The organism is Actinomycetospora sp. CA-084318 (genome assembly GCF_050955885.1).
Classification (GTDB): Bacteria; Actinomycetota; Actinomycetes; order Mycobacteriales; family Pseudonocardiaceae; genus Actinomycetospora.
In genome coordinates this window covers 3,992,485-4,007,086 of record NZ_CP192098.1, presented here as the reverse complement: position 1 = coordinate 4,007,086, position 14,602 = coordinate 3,992,485, and the positions used below count along the sequence as shown (strand labels likewise).

The following is a 14,602-nucleotide window of genomic DNA, read 5'->3' as shown; positions in this document are numbered from 1 at the left end:
GGGTTCCCCTCACGCTGCAGTCAGTCGGCCAGCAGCGCGTCCGACACGATCTTGCGCTGGATCTCCGACGTGCCCTCGAAGATCGTCGTCAGGCGGGCGTCGCGCCAGTACCGCTCGGCGGAGTACTCGGTGGTGTAGCCGTTGCCGCCGAAGATCTGCAGCGCCCGCGAGGTCACCCGCTCCGCGGTCTCGGAGGCGACGAGCTTCGCCTGCGAGGTCTCGACGTCGGCCGGCGCACCCGAGTCCACCAGCCACGCGGCGTGCAGGTAGAGCTGCCGGGCCGCCTCGACGTCGGCGGAGAGGTCGGCCAGCGCGTGCCGGATGACCTGCTGGTCGCCGATCGGGTGCCCGAACTGCACGCGCTGCTTCACGTAGGCGATCGCGTCCTCCACGGCCCCGCGGGCGAGACCCACCGCCCGCGCGGCCGTCTGCACCCGCGCCGGCCCGAGCCAGCGCAGCGACTCCTTGAAGCCCTGGCCCTCGTCCTGCCCGGTGTCCTGCAGCGCGTCCGCCGGGAGCCGCAGGCCGTCGAGCTGCAGCTCCCACGTCGTCAGACCGTAGTAGCCGATCTTGTCGATGGGGGTGCCCGTCACGCCCTCCGGGAACGCCCCGCGCGCCTTCTCGACCAGGAACAGCTCCAGCCCGTCGGAGCGCCCCCGGCCCTCCCGCGGCTCGCGGGTCCGGGCGAGCAGGTGCAGGAAGTCCGCGCGCTTCGCGTGCCCGACCCAGCGCTTCGTCCCGCTGACCACCCACTCCTCGCCGTCGCGTTCGGCGTGGCAGCCGACGTTCGCCAGGTCGGAGCCGGCCGACGGCTCGGAGAACGCGATCCCGCCGATCCACTCGCCGCGGGCCGAGCGCGCGAGCAGGTCCGGCCGCCCGGCGCACCCCGTGCCGTTGCCGCGGGCGATGATGCTCGCGACGCTCATCCACGCCCGCGCGAGCTCCTCGCAGATCAGTGCGTACTCGAGGACGCCGAGGCCGAGCCCGCCGTGCTCGCGGTCGATCATCACCCCGAAGTAGCCGAGCTCCGCCAGCCGCGCCATCAGCTCGTCGGGGATCTCGCCCCGCTGTGGGTCGAGCTCGTCGGCGACCGGGAGGACCTCCTCCATGGCGAACCGCCGCGCGGTCTCCTGGAGCTCACGGCGCTCCGGCGTCAGGTACACGCTCGCCCCGGGCGCCAGCGTCTCGACGCCCTCGAGGTTCTTCCGGCTCCAGCTCATGCGGTGTGTCTTCCCGACGACGGGCCCTCCCGCACCTGTGCGGGCGCAGGTCACCTACCGCACGTGCGGGACGATACGGTCGGCGGCGAGACGGTCGAAGACGGCCGCGAACGCGTCGAGCGTGCGGACGTATCCGGTGAACCCCGCCAGGCGCGAGCGCGACATGTCCGTCAGGCACTCGATGTCGCGGCCCAGGTCGCCGTCGGTGTGCCAGAACGAGGCGACGCGGCCCAGGTCGGACTCGACGAGGTGCTCGCGCTCGGCGATCCGGGCCCAGACGTCGTCCATGTCGGCCGTCTGCTCCTCGAGCGGGCGCACCGTGCCGTCGAACCCCTCGGCCTTCACCCCGAGCAGCTCGGCGAGCCGCGGCCACATCCACCGCCAGCGGAAGACGTCGCCGTTGACGACGTTGTGCGCCTGGTCGTGCGCCGCCGGCGAGCCGGTCGCCCAGATCATGTGCTCGGCGGCCTGCCCGGCGTCGGTCATGTCGGTGAGCCCGTCCCACTGCTGCTGCGAGCCGGGGAAGGTGAACGGCCGCCCGGTCTCGCGGCACAGGGCAGCGTAGGCGGCGAGCGTGGACGCGATGTTCATGGCGTTGCCAACCGCGTAACCGACGACCGTGTGCGCCCGGTGCACGCTCCACGAGAACCGGTGCTCCGCCGCCGCGGCGAAGAGCTCGTCCTCCTGGGCGTAGTAGAAGTTCGGGTGGTCGAGGCGCGGTTCGGTCTCCACGAACGGCGTCTCCGGCATGTCGCCCTGGCCGTAGGCCTCGAACGGCCCGAGGTAGTGCTTCAGACCCGTCATCAGCGCGACGTGCTGCACCGTGCCCTCGGCGCCCGCGGCCGCGAGGACGTCGCGCACCATCCCGCCGTTGACCCGGATGTTCTCCTCCTCGCTGTCCTGGCGGGCCCAGGCGGTGAGGAAGACCGAGGTCGGGCGGGTGCCGGCGATCGCCTCGCGCAGCGCGGCGGGGTCGGTGAGATCGGCGTGCAGGCCCTCGACCTCACGGACGGTCGACGACGACCGCCGCGACAGGCCCAGGACGTGGCCACCGCGGACGGTCAGCCGCTCGGCGAGGGCGTGACCGACGATCCCGGTGACGCCGACGATCAGGGGGCGGGAGAGCGCGTGCATGCCCGGCGGGTGCCCGGTCCGCCGCGGTCGAATCTCCGGGCGCTCGGCCTAGACCCGGTCCGCACCCGCGCGCAGGGCCCGGAACTTCTCCCACACCACCGTCGGGTGCACCTCGGGCTGGTAGCTCGCCCGCGAGGAGAACCCGCAGTCGGCGCCGGCGATCACCTGCTCGCGGCCCACCGCATCGACGTAGTGGCGCAGCATCTCGGCGATCAGGTCCGGGTGCTCGACGTAGTTCTGCGCGTGCCCGAGCAGGCCGGGGACGAGAATCGCGTCGCCGAGCCGGCGCTTCAGGTCGGCGTCGCCCCAGATCGTCCACTCGTGCATGTGCCGCGGGTTCGCGACCTCGAACGAGTACGCCCCTGCCCGGATCGCCAGCATCGGTCCGGCCACCTCGGCCATCGTGATGTCGTGGATGCGCGGCCCGTGGTTGAGGCCGTAGCAGGTGTGGAGGCGGATCCGCTCGGTCGGGATGTCGCGCAGCGCGTGGTTGACGATCTCGGCGTGCTCGGCCGCGGTGCGCTGCCGCTCCTCGGGCGCGAGCTGCGGGTCGGACAGGATCTCGACGAGCCACGGGTCGTCGATCTGCAGCAGGAACCCGGCGTCGACGATCGCCAGGTACTCCTCGCGCAGCGCCTCGGCGACGGCGGTGTAGTACTCGGTGTCGGTCGCGTAGTACTCGTTGCGCCCGAAGCCCCGGGGTGACGTCGACGGCATGAAGGCCTCGGTGGCGTCGACCCCGACGAGCGCGGCGCGCAGGTTGTCGATATCGGTGCGCAGCTGGTCGTGGCCGGAGTAGGAGACGGGCCCGACGCAGGCGACCGTCACCATCGGCGCCACGGTCTTCGTGTACTTCCCCATGTACTGCTCGTAGTACTCCGGGAACGCGTCGAGCTCGAGGCGCCACGACGGCGGCAGCAGCTTCTCCCCGCTGCTGGGGGAGAAGCCCTCGAGGCGGTCCTGGATGTAGGTCGCGAAGCTGACCTTGCCCATCTCGCCGTCAGTGACGACGTCGAGGCCGACCTCGACCTGCTGGTGCACCACGTCGCGGACGGCCTCGGTGACCTGCTTGGCGAAGCCGGCCTCGTCGTACGGGCGGCCGTGCTCCTTCTCCCGCATGGTGTCGAGCAGCGCCTCCGGGCGGGCGAGGCTGCCGACGTGGGTGGTGAGGATCCGCTCTCCGCTGCGCTGCATGCCCCGACGCTAGGAACGGCTCCGCGTGGGAGACACCGTGACGTTCCCGTGTGCGGCACGCGGGACGTGGTGGAGGCCGCACGAGCCCGCGGGTCCGGCCGAAGATCCCGTCCCGCCGAGCGATGTGCGCGCTGAGCGAGCACATCGCTCGGCGCGTGACGATCTTGCTGCGATGAGGGCCGCACCTCCGTCAACGGCACGCCGGGATCTCAGCCCCGCGCGCCCTCCACGGCCCGGCGGATCGCGATGACGGCCCGGTCCCGTTCGGCGACCAACTCCGCGAACGACCGGTCGGTCGCCGTCCCGGCCACCATCGCGTCCCGCAGCTCGGGCGTCAGCTCCGGGGCGTCCAGGCGCGTCCACGGGGCCTGCAGCGACGGGCCGAAGTGGTCGAGCATGTGCGCCATCCCGCCCTCCCCACCGGCGAGGTGGAACGTGCGGCACGGCCCGTGCACCGGCCAGCGCAGTCCGGGTCCCTCGGTGATCGACGCGTCGATCTGCTCGACCGTCGCCTCCCCGTTGGCCACCATGTGCAGCGCCTCCCGCCACAGCGCCTCCTGCAGCCGGTTCGCGACGAAGCCCGGCACCTCCCGGTCCATCTCGATCACCGACTTGCCGAGCTGCCGGTAGAAGGCCGCGGCCCGCTGCACGACGGCGGGTGCGGTCGCCGCGCCGCCGACCACCTCGACCAGCGGGATCAGGTACGGCGGGTTGAACGGGTGCCCGACGACGAGCCGCGACGGGTCCGCCGCGCGCACCGCCATGTCGGTCATCGGGAACCCCGAGGTCGACGACGCGACGATCGTGTCCGGCCCCGTCGCGGCCGCGAGGTCGGCGAGCAGGGACCGCTTCAGCTCGAGGTCCTCGGGCGCCGACTCCTGCACGAACTCGGCGTCCCGCACGGCCTCGGCGAGCGAACCGGCGACGGTCAACGTGCCCCACGCGTCGTCGGGAAGGCCCAGGGAGTTCAGAGCGGGACGGGCCGCCTCGACGACCGTGCGCAGCCGCGCCTCGGCGTCGGGCGCCGGGTCCCAGGCGACGACGTCGTGGCCGCGCGCCAGGAAGTACGCCGCCCAGCCGCCGCCGATGACACCGGCGCCGATGCAGGCGATCACCGCTGCAGTCCGAAGATCTCGCGCGCCTCGTCGGGCGTGGCGACGGTCGAGCCGAGCGACTCGACGATCGTCACCGCGCGGTCCACGAGCTGCGCGTTCGTCGCTTTGACGCCACGGGAGAGGTAGAGGTTGTCCTCCAGCCCGACGCGGGCGTGGCCGCCGAGCAGGACCGACTGCGCGACCCACGGCAGCTGGTCGCGGCCGAGGGCGAACGAGGTGAACTCGGCGTCGTCGGGAAGCTGGTTGACCATCGCCATCAGCAGGCCGGGGTCGGCCGGGGCGCCGTAGGGCACGCCCATGCAGAGCTGGAACAGGCCGGGGGCGTCGATGAGGCCCTCCTCACGCAGCACCTTCGCGAACCACAGCTGGCCCGAGTCGAACACCTCCAGCTCCGGCTTCACGCCGAGCTCCTGGAACCGCTTCGCGCCCTCGCGCAGCATCGCGGTCGTCGAGACGTAGAGCGCCTGGCCGTCGCCGAAGTTGTAGGACCCGCAGTCGAGGGTCGCGATGTCGGGGAGGAGCTCCTCGACGTGCGGCATCCGGTCGCGCTGGCTGACCAGGTCGGTGCCGTCGACGGGCTTCAGCGGGTCCTCGTCGTCGACCACGAGGTCGCCGCCCATGCCCGCGGTGAGGTTGAGGACGACATCGACGTCGCTCGCCCGGATGAGCCCGGCGGCCTCCCGGTAGAGCGCGACGTCGCGGGACCGGATGCCGGTCTCGGGGTGCCGGACGTGCACGTGGACGACCGCGGCGCCCGCGCGGGCGGCGGCGATGGCGTCGTCGGCGATCTGCTGCGGGGTGACGGGGACGTGCGGGCTCTTCGCGGGGGAGTCGGCGGCGCCGGTGAGCGCGGCGGTGATGACCACCCGGCGGGTTCGGGGACGGCTCATGCGGGGTCCTTCCGGACGACGGACGTGGTGAAGTCGTGCAGCGCGGCGCGCATCTGCGCCGGGGTCGAGGCGCCGGTCATGACGCCGACGCCCAGCCCGTCGACGAGCGCGGTGAGCTGGCGGGCCCGCAGCTCCTGGTCGCCGGCAGTGAACACCCCGGCCTCGGCGCCGGCCTCGAGGGTGAGCAGCACGGTGCGGAACCAGCGGTCCTGGGCGCGGGCGTAGAGCTCGCGGTGCCGGGACCCCGTGACCGCCTCGACCCACACCTGCATCCAGATCGACCACTCCGGCTCGAGCACGGGGCCGTCGGGCATCTGGAGGTCGAGCAGCGTCTCCAGCCGTGCGACCGGGTCGTCGATCCCGGCGAGCGCGGCGGCCTGCCGGTCGTGGGCGAGCTCCACGTCGTGCCGCAGGGCCTCGTCGAGCAGGGCCTCCTTGTCGGCGTAGTGGTAGTGCACCGTCGCGCTGCTGGTGCCGGCCGCCTCGGCGACGTCGGCGATGCGCACCCGGTGGTAGCCGCGGGTGGCGATGAGGGTCCAGGCGGCGTCGAGGATGCGCTTGCGGGCGTCGTCGGGCTCCGGGCGCGGGGTGATGAGGTCGGACGCGGCGGTGACCGGCGCTGCTCCGTCGCCGCGGAGGAGCCACGCGAGGTCGGTGCCGGTGGCGGCGGCGATCCGGTCCAGCTCGTCGGGCGTGAAGCGGCGCCGGCCCGCGAGCGCCTTCGACAGCTTGGTCTCGTCGAGCCCGACCGCCGCCGCGACCCGTCGTCGGGAACCCGCGGCGTCGACGGCCGCGCGGACCCGGTGCCGGACGTCGTCGGTCATGCCGTCGACGGTAGGGCGGACGTTGCCTGAATCGCAAGTCCTGACTGTTCAGTCAGTCGGGTGCTTGCGATCGTGCGGGGAGGTCTCGAGCGCTCTTGTGGTGCGAGGGTTCCCCTCGTGAGACTGCGGGGCGTGGCCTACGCGAACGACGTCGGTGGCATGCACGGGTTCGGGGACCTGCCCGAGGAAGGTCACGGCTTCGAGTCCGTGTGGGAGGCGCAGGTGTTCGCCCTGAACCAGGCGTGCGTGGCGGCGGGCGTCTATACGCTCGACGAGTTCCGGCACACCATGGAGCAGATCCCGCCCGCCGAGTACTACGCGATGCCCTACTACGAGCGGTGGCTCTACGCGGTGGAACGGCTGCTGCCGTGAGGCCCGGCGACCGGGTGCGGGTGCGCGTGCTGAACCCGCCGGGGCACAACCGGGCGCCGTCGTACGTGCGCGGGCGGACCGGGGTCGTGGTGCGGTCGGTGGGGGACGGGCGCTTCCCCGACGAGGCCGCGGCGGTCGGCGCCGACGCGCGGCGCGAGGAGATCTGGACGGTGGCCTTCGCCGCCACCGAGCTGTGGGGTCCGGACGCCGGGCCGAACGACCGTGTGCACGTCGACCTGTTCGAGACCTACCTGGAGCGCGCATGAGCGGGTCCGGCCACCACCGCAACGGCGAGCTGCAGGCCCGGGTGAACGTGCTGCTGGCGCTCGCCGAGGAGCGCGGCATCGTCGACCGCGAGGAGATCGACCGGCGGATCGAGCTGCTCGGGTCGTCGGTGTCGCCGCTGAACGGGGCGCTCATGGTCGTCCGCGCCTGGAACGACGACGGGTACCGCGAGCGGCTGCTCGACGACGCCGGTGGGGCGGCCGCCGAGCTCGGGGTGTCCGGCGGCGGCTACTCCTCGGACATCCGGCTGCACGCGGTGGCGAACACGCCCGAGGTGCACAACGTCGTCGTCTGCACCCTGTGCTCCTGCTACCCGCTGGCGTGGCTCGGGCCGCCGCCCGCCTGGTACAAGTCAGAGGCCTACCGCTCGCGGGTGGTGCGCGACCCCCGCGGCGTGCTCGCGGAGTTCGGGACGACGCTGCCCGACGCGACCGAGGTCCGGGTGTGGGACGCCAGCGCCGAGGCGCGGTACATGGTGGTGCCGATGGCGCCGGACGGGGCCGCGGACCTGTCCGAGGACCGGCAGCTGGACCTCGTCACCCGGGACTGCCTGATCGGCGTGGCGGTGCCCCGCCCCTGAGTGCAAGCAATGCGTCACTGCTTGCACTGGACGCCAGAAAAAGCGGCTCCGTCGGCCGGTCGCCGACGATGCCGCCTTTCCTGTCACTGGGTGCAAGCAGTGACGCATTGCTTGCACCGGGAGGTGCTCTACGACGTCGCGCGCTCCAACGCGACCGAGATCCGCTCCGCGGCCCGACGCACACCCTGGACGAGGGCGGGCTTGCGCGGACCGAGCACCCGGCCCGTCGAGCCCACGACCGACACCGCCGCGACGGCCCGCCGCCGCCCGGAGGTCCCGGTGAGGATCGGCGCCGCGATCGACGACCAGCCCTGGTCGTACTCGTCGCGGCACGTGGCGTAGCCCTGCTCCCGGGTCTGGACGAGCGTCTGCCGCCAGCGGCGCGGGTCGACCACCGTGAACGGCGTCCGGCGCTCCAGGCCCCGCTCGAGGATCGCGATCGTCAGGGACGGGTCGGAGGCCGCGAGGACCCGGCCGATCGACGACGAGTGCGCCGGGTTGCGGTGGTAGTCGGTGCGGAAGCGCAGGCCGGCACCCTCGGTCTCCAGCCGTTCGAGGTAGAGCACGTCGGTGCCCACCGCGACGCCGAGCTGCACGGTCTCGCGCACCGTCTCCCGGAGCTCGCCGAGCACCGGCATCGCGACCTCGCGCAGCAGCAGCCGGTCCACCGCGAGCTGGCCGTACTCGAAGAGCCGCAGCCCGAGGCGGTACCGCCCCGAGCCGGCCTTCTCCAGCAGCCCCCCGGCCGCGAGCGCGGCGAGCATCCGGCACGCGGTGGACTTCGCGATCCCGAGCCGGGCCGCGACCTTCGTCGCCCCGAGCTCGGGGGCGTCGGTGAAGCAGTCGAGGACCGCCACCGCCGTGGACACCGACCGCAGCGGCGAGTCCTCGGCGTCGTCGGGAGGCACCGGCGCCGTGAAGGGCAGGACGGTCATCACGCCTCCCAGTTCGGGAACTCGTCGGGCGGCGGCACGTTCACCTCGGTGACGCGGTTGCGGTAGGAGACGAACGCGGTGCGCCCGCCCTCCCGCATCTTGATCCGGATCTCCTCGGTGTTGAGGGGCTCGCCGGGGTCGTAGCCGTGCGCCCAGGTGGCGAAGGCGCGCATCGGGCCGGAGTGCGTCGCCGCGAGGATCCGCTGGTGGTCGGGCTGTTCGTGCATCAGCCGGTGGAACCCCCGCCAGAACCGCCGGACGCACATCGCGGGCGGCTCGAAGTACATCATCGGGATCGTCAGCCACTCCTGGATCGGGTCGGCCCCGCCCAGCTGGGTCCGGTAGAACCGGTCGATCTCGACGAGCCACCGCGGCCGGTCCCCGATGGCGAGCCGCTCCAGCGTCTCGTTCGTCGCCTGGTACTGCCGGAACGCCGAGGTCACGTCGCGCAGCCCGTCGGGGGTCCACACCCCGAAGTTGCGCAGCTCCGGGATCGGCTCCTTGTCGGTGATCTCCGCGTCGATGCCCCACATCGACAGCCCGTCCTTCGCGCCGCGGAAGAGCTGGTCGGCGGTCTGGCGGGCCCGGTTGGTGTCGGCGCAGACGAGCAGCACCCGGTCCCCGTCCGACCAGCGCCGCGCCAGCTCGTGGCCACGACGGTGCGCCTGCCACGCGCCCATCGGCGTCAGGCCGGCGTCGGTCGAGTACCCCTGGGTGATGCCGTGCCGGATGATCGAGATCTCGCAGACGATCTTCTCCGACGCCTTGCGCTCGACCGGCGCGGCGATCTCCTTGCCACGGCTGGCCTCGGCGAGGGCCGGGGCGAAGCGCTCGCCCTCGTAGGAGACGCTGGTCTCGGTTCCCGACGAGGCCGTGGTCCGTTCGCGGAAGCGGCGCAGGTAGAGCGGCACGCCCTCCTCCGCGGGCGCCTCGGACTCCTGCACCTGCCGGCGGGACCGGTAGCGCGAGAGGTAGTCCGGGGTCTCGTAGCGGTCCACCGACCGCGGGTCGCGGGCCATCAGGAGTGCACCGTGAAGAAGCGCTCGTTGACCTGGCGGTGGTAGTAGAAGATGGCCCGGCCCATCTCCTCCTCGGTCCAGGTGATCGGCTCGAAGTCCGGGTCCACCCAGTAGCCGCCGGTGAACAGCTCGTTCCGGTTGCCGGCGGGGTCGAAGAAGTAGGTGGTGTAGCCGCGGGTCACGCCGTGGCGCGTGGGGGCCACGTCGATGGTCACGCCGTGGTAGGCGAGCGTGTCGGCCGCGTCGCGGATGCCGTTCCAGTCGTCCATCCAGAACGCGAAGTGGTGCAGCGCGCCGTTCGGGCCGGTGATCACGGCGATGTCGTGCGGGGTGTGCGAGTGTTCGAGGAACGTGGCGAGCTGGTGGCCGTCGTTGGCGAGGATCTGCTCGGTGAGGCGGAACTCGAGCAGCTCGGTGAAGAACGCGGTGAACGCCTCCACGTCCTCGGCCATGACGAAGACGTGGTCCAGCCGCGGCGGCGCGATACCGACCAGGTCCTGCGGGCGGGGCGGCGGGTTCTGCATCGGCAGCATGTTCCCGATGCGCTCCGTGCCGTGGGTCAGCTCGACGAGGTGCCCCGACGGCGCCTCGAACCGGATCGCCTCGCCCCAGCCGGGGCCGAGCTCGCGTGCGGCGAACCGCTTCACGGGCACCCCGGCCGCCTCGAGCCTCGTCGTGAAGTGGTCGAGGTCCTCCGGGGCGTGCAGCTTGAACGACATGTGGTCCAGGCCGTGGGTGGGCGCCGAGCGCAGGATCACCGAGTGGTGCTCGCGCTCGTCCCAGCACTTGAGGAAGACGCGCTCGGCGCCGTCGCGCTCGTCGCGCGCGGTCTCGATCAGCCCCAGCACCTCGGTGTAGTAGGCGGTCGCGAGCTCGAGGTCCGGGACGCGGATCTCGACGTGCTGCAGCCGCAGGATGCGGTCGGACGTGGAGTTGTTCGGCATCGGTCGCTCCCTCACGTGTGCATGCGCAGGAAGCGCTGGCTGACGACGTTCTCGTAGTAGAAGAGGCCCTTGCCGAAGTTGTCCTCGGTCCACGTGAGGATCTCGGTGTCGGGGTCGACCCAGTAGCCGCCGGTGAAGACCTCGTTGCGGATCCCGAGCGGGTCGAAGAAGTAGATGGTGTTGCCGCGGGTGACCCCGTGGCGCGTCGGGCCCTGGTCGATCTGCACGCCGTTGTAGGCGAGCGTGTCGGCGGCCTTGCGGATGTGGTCCCAGTCGTCGAGCCAGTAGGCCCAGTGGTGCAGGGCGCCGTTCGGGCCGTTGACGATCGCGATGTCGTGCGGGGAGTTGGTCCGGCCGGCGAGCCAGACGCCGAGCTGGTGGCCGTTGCCGTCGAGGACCTGCTCGGTCATCCGCAGCCCGAGCACGTCGATGAAGAACGTGGCGGCCTCGGCGACCTCCTCGGCGTTGACCAGCATGTGGTCCATGCGCGGGGGCGCGATGCCGGGCAGGTCGGGCGGCGGGGTCGGCGCCGGGTTGTGCTTGCCGAGCAGGTTGCCGGTCTTCTCGATGTCCCAGACCAGTTCCATGATCTGGCCGCTCGGGACCTCGAAACGCAGTGACTCGCCCTGCCCGACCGCCTCGCCGCGACTCACCCGGCTCGTCGGGCACCCGTAGGCCTCGACCTTGTTCTCGAAGTCGGCGAGGTCGTCCTCGGCCTCCACGCGGAAGGTGAAGGAGTCGAGCCCGGTGCGCGGGTTGTAGCGCATCCGCAGGGAGTGGTGGTCCTCCTCGTCCCAGCACTTGAGGTACACCGCGTCCTCGGTGCGCATGACCTGCTGCAGGCCCATGACCTCGGTGTAGTAGGCCGTCGAGAGGTCGAGATCGGGGGTCCGGACGTCGACGTGGGCGAGGCGAAGGATGCCCATGTACACCTCCTGGGTGTGCTTGACGTCACGACGCTAACCGCCCTAGCGTTCCGGGGAGAAGAGGCGGCGTTCCGATCTCCGGAACGCCATCCGGGGACCGACGAGGAGGCGACGTGGCCGACCCGATGGCGATGCGCCGGGCCGTCGCGGGCTACGTCGAGGGCATCCACGCCGCGTACGCCCAGCAGGCGGCGACCTTCCCGCCCGCCGTCCGGGGCCGCATGCCGCTGCTCGCGGCGGGGCGCTTCACCGTCGTCGCCGCCGGCGCCCGGCACCTGCACGTCCTCGCGACCACCGAGCCGCTCGGGCCGCTGCGCGGCGAGGAGGTCGAGTTGCCCGGCTCGCTCGAGGGCCTGGACTGGGTCGTCCGGTTCTACGACCCGGTGGTGCTGCCTGCGCTCGGCCTCATCGACGAGGGGCAGGGGCCCCGTCCCGACGACGTCCGCGGCACGTTGGGCATCTCCACGGTGCTCTACCACCTCGTGACGCAGCCCGGCTCCGGGCTCTCGCCGCACCACGCGGGGCACGTCGGGTCCGGCCTCGCCGCCGGGCACTCCGCCGCGGCCCGGGACTTCGACGCCCTGCGCTCGCGCGCCCGCGGCCGGGAGGTCCTGGTCGACGAGATGCAGGGCGCGGCGACCGCGGGGCTCGCGCGGGCCCAGGTGCTGCTGGCCCGGGCGATCGCACCGCACAACGCCCCCGTCACCGAGGCGGTGGACGCCGCCCTGCGGCCCGGGGCGGCGGTCGATCCCGACGCCGTGCGCCGCGTGCTCGTCACCGCCCTCGGCGGCACCCCGGCCGGTACCGCGGGAGCGGTGTGAATGGACGCGACGCTGCAGTCGGTGACGAACGCCGCGCGCCTGCTCAAGGCGTTCCTGTCCCGGGAGGAGACGCTCGGGGTCTCCGAGCTGGCGCGCCGGCTCGGGCTCGGCAAGTCCGCCGTGCACCGGCTGCTCGCCACCCTCGCGGCCGAGGGCCTCGTGACCCGGGCCGAGAACGGGGGCTACCGCCTCGGGATGGTGATGTTCGAGCTGGGCGAGGCCGTGCGCTCGCACATGGACCTGCACGCCGCCGCCGGACCGGTGCTCGTCGAGCTGCGGGCGCAGACGGGGGAGTCGTCGCAGGTCGGCGTGCTCGACGGCGACGAGGTCGTCTACGTCGACCGCCTGGAGAGCACGCACTCGCTGCGGCTGTTCCACGAGACCGGGCGCCGCGTGCCGCTGCACTGCACCAGCTCGGGGAAGGTGCTGCTGGCGGCGATGCCCGCCGAGCGGCAGGAGGCAATCATCGGGCGCGGTTTCCCCGCCCTCACCCCGAACACGATCGTCGCGCCGGACGCGGTCCGCGCCGAGCTCGCCGTGGTCGCGCGGCGGGGCTGGGCGGAGGCGATCGACGAGCGCGAGATCGGCGTCGCCTCGCTCGCCGCCCCGGTGCGCGGGCCGGGCGGGGACGTCGTGGCCGCGATCAGCGTCGGCGCCCCGGCCACGCGCTTCCTCGCGCTCCCGCGCGAGCAGCTGGTCCAGTGGGTGGTGGAGGCCGGGGAGGCCGTGTCACGGCGGCTCGGGTGGAGCCCCGAGAGCCCAGCAACGTCGTCGTCCGGAAGGATCGAGGAACCCGTCCATGCCCGTGTCTGACCCGGAGGCCAAGGCGCGCGCGCTCTACGAGGCGCGGCGCACGCGGACCCCGATCCCGCCGTTCACCGACGACGATCCGTCGCTCGGGATGGCCGACGGCTACGCGATCCAGCGGGAACTCGTGCCGCTGCTGCTCGCCGACGGTGACCGGGTCGTCGGCTACAAGGTGGGGCTCACGTCCACGGCCATGCAGCGGATGGTCGGGGTCGACACGCCCGACCACGGCCCGGTGCTCGCCTCGACGGTCTACCGCGACGGCGACGTGCTCTCGCTGGCGGACTTCATCGCCCCGAAGGTCGAGGCCGAGATCGTCTTCGTGATGGGGGAGCGGCTGGCGGGGCCGGGCGTCGGCCCGACGGACGCGGCCCGCGCGGTCGCCGGCGCGGCGGCGGCCATGGAGATCGTCGACTCCCGCATCGCCGACTGGCGCATCAAGCTCGCCGACACGGTCGCCGACCTCGCCTCGAACGGCGCGGTGGCCGTGTCGTCGCGGCTGGTGCCGCTCGAGGGGCTGGACACGCGGCTCGTCGGGATGACGCTGACCCGCAACGGCCAGCTGCTCGACACCGGCGCCGGAGCCGCGGCGCTCGGCGACCCGCTCGCGGTGGTGGCCTGGCTCGCGAACGTGCTCGGCGAGCACGGCGTGGCGCTGGAACCTGGCCACCTGATCATGACCGGCGCGCTGCACGCGGCGGTCCCGATGGCGGCGGGTGAGGTGTACCGGGCGGAGTTCGACCGCCTCGGTCCGATCAGCATCAGGGTGGCCCCGTGAACCACGAGGAACTGGCGGCTCGGCTGTCGAAGGCGGTCGCGGAGCGCACGGCCATCGAGCCGCTCACCGACGAGTATCCCGACCTCGACCTGGAGGGCGGCTACGCCGTGCAGCGGGTGCTGCGCGACCAGGCGGGCCCGCTCGCCGGGTGGAAGCTCGGCGTGACGTCGCGGGCGAAGCAGGCGCAGGTCGGGGTGTCGGCCCCGGTGTGCGGCTTCCTCCCCGCCGCGGCCGCGCTCGACCTCGGCGAGCCACTGGCGGCCGGCGAGCTGATCCAGCCGCGTGCCGAGCCGGAGATCGTGTTCGTCCTGGGCCGCGACCTGCACGGCGCGCACTGCACCGCGGTCGACGTGCTGTCCGCGACCTCGGGGCTGGCGGTCGGCATCGAGGTGCTCGACTCCCGGTTCCGCGACTACCGCTTCACCATGGCCGACGTCGTCGCCGACAACACCTCCGCGTCCCGGTACGTGGTCGGCACCCCAGTGCCGCCCGCCGGGATCGACGTCCGCCTGGTGGGCGTCGTGCTGGAGAAGAACGGCGAGCTCGTCGCGACGGCCTCGGGCGCCGCGTCGCTGGGCCACCCCGCGGCCGCGGTCGCCTGGCTCGTGCGGCGCCTCGCACTCTCCGGCGAAGGGCTCCGCGCGGGCGAGGTCGTGCTCTCCGGCGGGCTCACCGCCGCCACGCCCGTCGCGCCCGGCGACGTGGTGACCGTGTCGATCGACCGGCTCGGCACCGTCGAGATGCCCGTCGCCTAGGAG

General features: G+C 73.0%; 17 protein-coding genes. 7 read left to right on the top strand and 10 right to left on the bottom strand.

All coding sequences use genetic code 11. From position 1 onward, the window contains the following. Nucleotides 1-20: 20 nt before the first annotated feature. The 6 genes from ACQPYX_RS19615 to ACQPYX_RS19590 all read right to left on the bottom strand — a co-directional run bounded on the left by ACQPYX_RS19615 (nt 21) and on the right by ACQPYX_RS19590 (nt 6,377). Nucleotides 21-1,220: an acyl-CoA dehydrogenase family protein gene (locus tag ACQPYX_RS19615; RefSeq protein ID WP_433798973.1), complete on the bottom strand. Its 1,200-nt coding sequence runs from the start codon at nt 1,218-1,220 to the stop codon at nt 21-23. A 54-nt stretch (nt 1,221-1,274) separates the two neighbouring features. After that, nucleotides 1,275-2,354, bottom strand: a complete 1,080-nt coding sequence (locus ACQPYX_RS19610; RefSeq protein ID WP_433798972.1) for an SDR family oxidoreductase — start codon at nt 2,352-2,354, stop codon at nt 1,275-1,277. A gap of 48 nt (nt 2,355-2,402) precedes the next feature. Then, nucleotides 2,403-3,548, bottom strand: a complete 1,146-nt coding sequence (locus tag ACQPYX_RS19605; RefSeq protein WP_433798971.1) for a cobalamin-independent methionine synthase II family protein — start codon at nt 3,546-3,548, stop codon at nt 2,403-2,405. A 209-nt stretch (nt 3,549-3,757) separates the two neighbouring features. Then, nucleotides 3,758-4,663: a 3-hydroxyacyl-CoA dehydrogenase NAD-binding domain-containing protein gene (locus ACQPYX_RS19600; RefSeq protein WP_433798970.1), complete on the bottom strand. Its 906-nt coding sequence runs from the start codon at nt 4,661-4,663 to the stop codon at nt 3,758-3,760. Next, the gene (locus ACQPYX_RS19595) at nt 4,660-5,553 is read right to left on the bottom strand and encodes a 3-keto-5-aminohexanoate cleavage protein (protein ID WP_433798969.1); all 894 of its coding nucleotides are present in this window, start codon (nt 5,551-5,553) and stop codon (nt 4,660-4,662) included. The genes ACQPYX_RS19600 and ACQPYX_RS19595 overlap by 4 nt, the downstream gene beginning before the upstream one ends. Then, nucleotides 5,550-6,377, bottom strand: a complete 828-nt coding sequence (locus tag ACQPYX_RS19590; RefSeq protein WP_433798968.1) for a TetR family transcriptional regulator C-terminal domain-containing protein — start codon at nt 6,375-6,377, stop codon at nt 5,550-5,552. Before ACQPYX_RS19590 ends, ACQPYX_RS19595 begins: the two co-directional genes overlap by 4 nt. A 132-nt stretch (nt 6,378-6,509) precedes the next feature. On the opposite strand from ACQPYX_RS19590, the gene ACQPYX_RS19585 reads away from it, so the two are divergent. The 3 genes from ACQPYX_RS19585 to ACQPYX_RS19575 are packed head-to-tail and all read left to right on the top strand — an operon-like array spanning nt 6,510 to nt 7,614. Then, complete coding sequence (locus ACQPYX_RS19585; RefSeq protein WP_433798967.1) at nt 6,510-6,749, top strand: hypothetical protein; 240 nt, start codon at nt 6,510-6,512, stop codon at nt 6,747-6,749. Then, nucleotides 6,746-7,015: an SH3-like domain-containing protein gene (locus ACQPYX_RS19580; protein WP_433798966.1), complete on the top strand. Its 270-nt coding sequence runs from the start codon at nt 6,746-6,748 to the stop codon at nt 7,013-7,015. Before ACQPYX_RS19585 ends, ACQPYX_RS19580 begins: the two co-directional genes overlap by 4 nt. Further along, on the top strand, nt 7,012-7,614 hold the full coding sequence (locus tag ACQPYX_RS19575) for a nitrile hydratase subunit alpha (RefSeq protein WP_433798965.1): 603 nt from the start codon (nt 7,012-7,014) through the stop codon (nt 7,612-7,614). The genes ACQPYX_RS19580 and ACQPYX_RS19575 overlap by 4 nt, the downstream gene beginning before the upstream one ends. A gap of 128 nt (nt 7,615-7,742) precedes the next feature. Here the strand turns inward: ACQPYX_RS19575 and ACQPYX_RS19570 are convergent, their stop codons facing one another. The 4 genes from ACQPYX_RS19570 to ACQPYX_RS19555 are packed head-to-tail and all read right to left on the bottom strand — an operon-like array spanning nt 7,743 to nt 11,438. Then, the gene (locus ACQPYX_RS19570) at nt 7,743-8,549 is read right to left on the bottom strand and encodes an IclR family transcriptional regulator (protein ID WP_433798964.1); all 807 of its coding nucleotides are present in this window, start codon (nt 8,547-8,549) and stop codon (nt 7,743-7,745) included. After that, nucleotides 8,549-9,568: a histidine phosphatase family protein gene (locus tag ACQPYX_RS19565; RefSeq protein ID WP_433798963.1), complete on the bottom strand. Its 1,020-nt coding sequence runs from the start codon at nt 9,566-9,568 to the stop codon at nt 8,549-8,551. Before ACQPYX_RS19565 ends, ACQPYX_RS19570 begins: the two co-directional genes overlap by 1 nt. Continuing rightward, nucleotides 9,568-10,512, bottom strand: a complete 945-nt coding sequence (locus ACQPYX_RS19560; protein WP_433798962.1) for a catechol 2,3-dioxygenase — start codon at nt 10,510-10,512, stop codon at nt 9,568-9,570. The genes ACQPYX_RS19565 and ACQPYX_RS19560 overlap by 1 nt, the downstream gene beginning before the upstream one ends. Before the next feature lie 11 nt (nt 10,513-10,523). Then, nucleotides 10,524-11,438 carry a catechol 2,3-dioxygenase gene (locus ACQPYX_RS19555; RefSeq protein WP_230748707.1) on the bottom strand — a complete coding sequence of 305 codons (915 nt, stop codon included), beginning with the start codon at nt 11,436-11,438 and terminating at the stop codon, nt 10,524-10,526. 113 nt (nt 11,439-11,551) lie between these two features. On the opposite strand from ACQPYX_RS19555, the gene ACQPYX_RS19550 reads away from it, so the two are divergent. Genes ACQPYX_RS19550 through ACQPYX_RS19535 form a run of 4 tightly spaced genes read left to right on the top strand, consistent with a single transcriptional unit; the run spans nt 11,552 to nt 14,599 of the window. Beyond that, nucleotides 11,552-12,259: a hypothetical protein gene (locus ACQPYX_RS19550; RefSeq protein WP_433798961.1), complete on the top strand. Its 708-nt coding sequence runs from the start codon at nt 11,552-11,554 to the stop codon at nt 12,257-12,259. Continuing rightward, nucleotides 12,260-13,072: an IclR family transcriptional regulator gene (locus ACQPYX_RS19545; protein ID WP_433798960.1), complete on the top strand. Its 813-nt coding sequence runs from the start codon at nt 12,260-12,262 to the stop codon at nt 13,070-13,072. Further along, nucleotides 13,059-13,844: a 2-keto-4-pentenoate hydratase gene (locus ACQPYX_RS19540; RefSeq protein WP_433798959.1), complete on the top strand. Its 786-nt coding sequence runs from the start codon at nt 13,059-13,061 to the stop codon at nt 13,842-13,844. Before ACQPYX_RS19545 ends, ACQPYX_RS19540 begins: the two co-directional genes overlap by 14 nt. Then, nucleotides 13,841-14,599 carry a 2-keto-4-pentenoate hydratase gene (locus ACQPYX_RS19535; protein WP_433798958.1) on the top strand — a complete coding sequence of 253 codons (759 nt, stop codon included), beginning with the start codon at nt 13,841-13,843 and terminating at the stop codon, nt 14,597-14,599. The genes ACQPYX_RS19540 and ACQPYX_RS19535 overlap by 4 nt, the downstream gene beginning before the upstream one ends. Nucleotides 14,600-14,602 lie beyond the last annotated feature (3 nt).

Bases quoted from the DNA above. Each gene is read 5' to 3' on its own strand.
- ACQPYX_RS19615 (WP_433798973.1), bottom strand. From the start codon at position 1,220: ATGAGCTGGAGCCGGAAGAACCTCGAGGGCGTCGAGACGCTGGCGCCC.
- ACQPYX_RS19610 (WP_433798972.1), bottom strand. From the start codon at position 2,354: ATGCACGCGCTCTCCCGCCCCCTGATCGTCGGCGTCACCGGGATCGTC.
- ACQPYX_RS19605 (WP_433798971.1), bottom strand. From the start codon at position 3,548: ATGCAGCGCAGCGGAGAGCGGATCCTCACCACCCACGTCGGCAGCCTC.
- ACQPYX_RS19595 (WP_433798969.1), bottom strand. From the start codon at position 5,553: ATGAGCCGTCCCCGAACCCGCCGGGTGGTCATCACCGCCGCGCTCACC.
- ACQPYX_RS19590 (WP_433798968.1), bottom strand. From the start codon at position 6,377: ATGACCGACGACGTCCGGCACCGGGTCCGCGCGGCCGTCGACGCCGCG.
- ACQPYX_RS19575 (WP_433798965.1), top strand. From the start codon at position 7,012: ATGAGCGGGTCCGGCCACCACCGCAACGGCGAGCTGCAGGCCCGGGTG.
- ACQPYX_RS19570 (WP_433798964.1), bottom strand. From the start codon at position 8,549: ATGACCGTCCTGCCCTTCACGGCGCCGGTGCCTCCCGACGACGCCGAG.
- ACQPYX_RS19565 (WP_433798963.1), bottom strand. From the start codon at position 9,568: ATGGCCCGCGACCCGCGGTCGGTGGACCGCTACGAGACCCCGGACTAC.
- ACQPYX_RS19560 (WP_433798962.1), bottom strand. From the start codon at position 10,512: ATGCCGAACAACTCCACGTCCGACCGCATCCTGCGGCTGCAGCACGTC.
- ACQPYX_RS19555 (WP_230748707.1), bottom strand. From the start codon at position 11,438: ATGGGCATCCTTCGCCTCGCCCACGTCGACGTCCGGACCCCCGATCTC.
- ACQPYX_RS19545 (WP_433798960.1), top strand. From the start codon at position 12,260: ATGGACGCGACGCTGCAGTCGGTGACGAACGCCGCGCGCCTGCTCAAG.
- ACQPYX_RS19540 (WP_433798959.1), top strand. From the start codon at position 13,059: ATGCCCGTGTCTGACCCGGAGGCCAAGGCGCGCGCGCTCTACGAGGCG.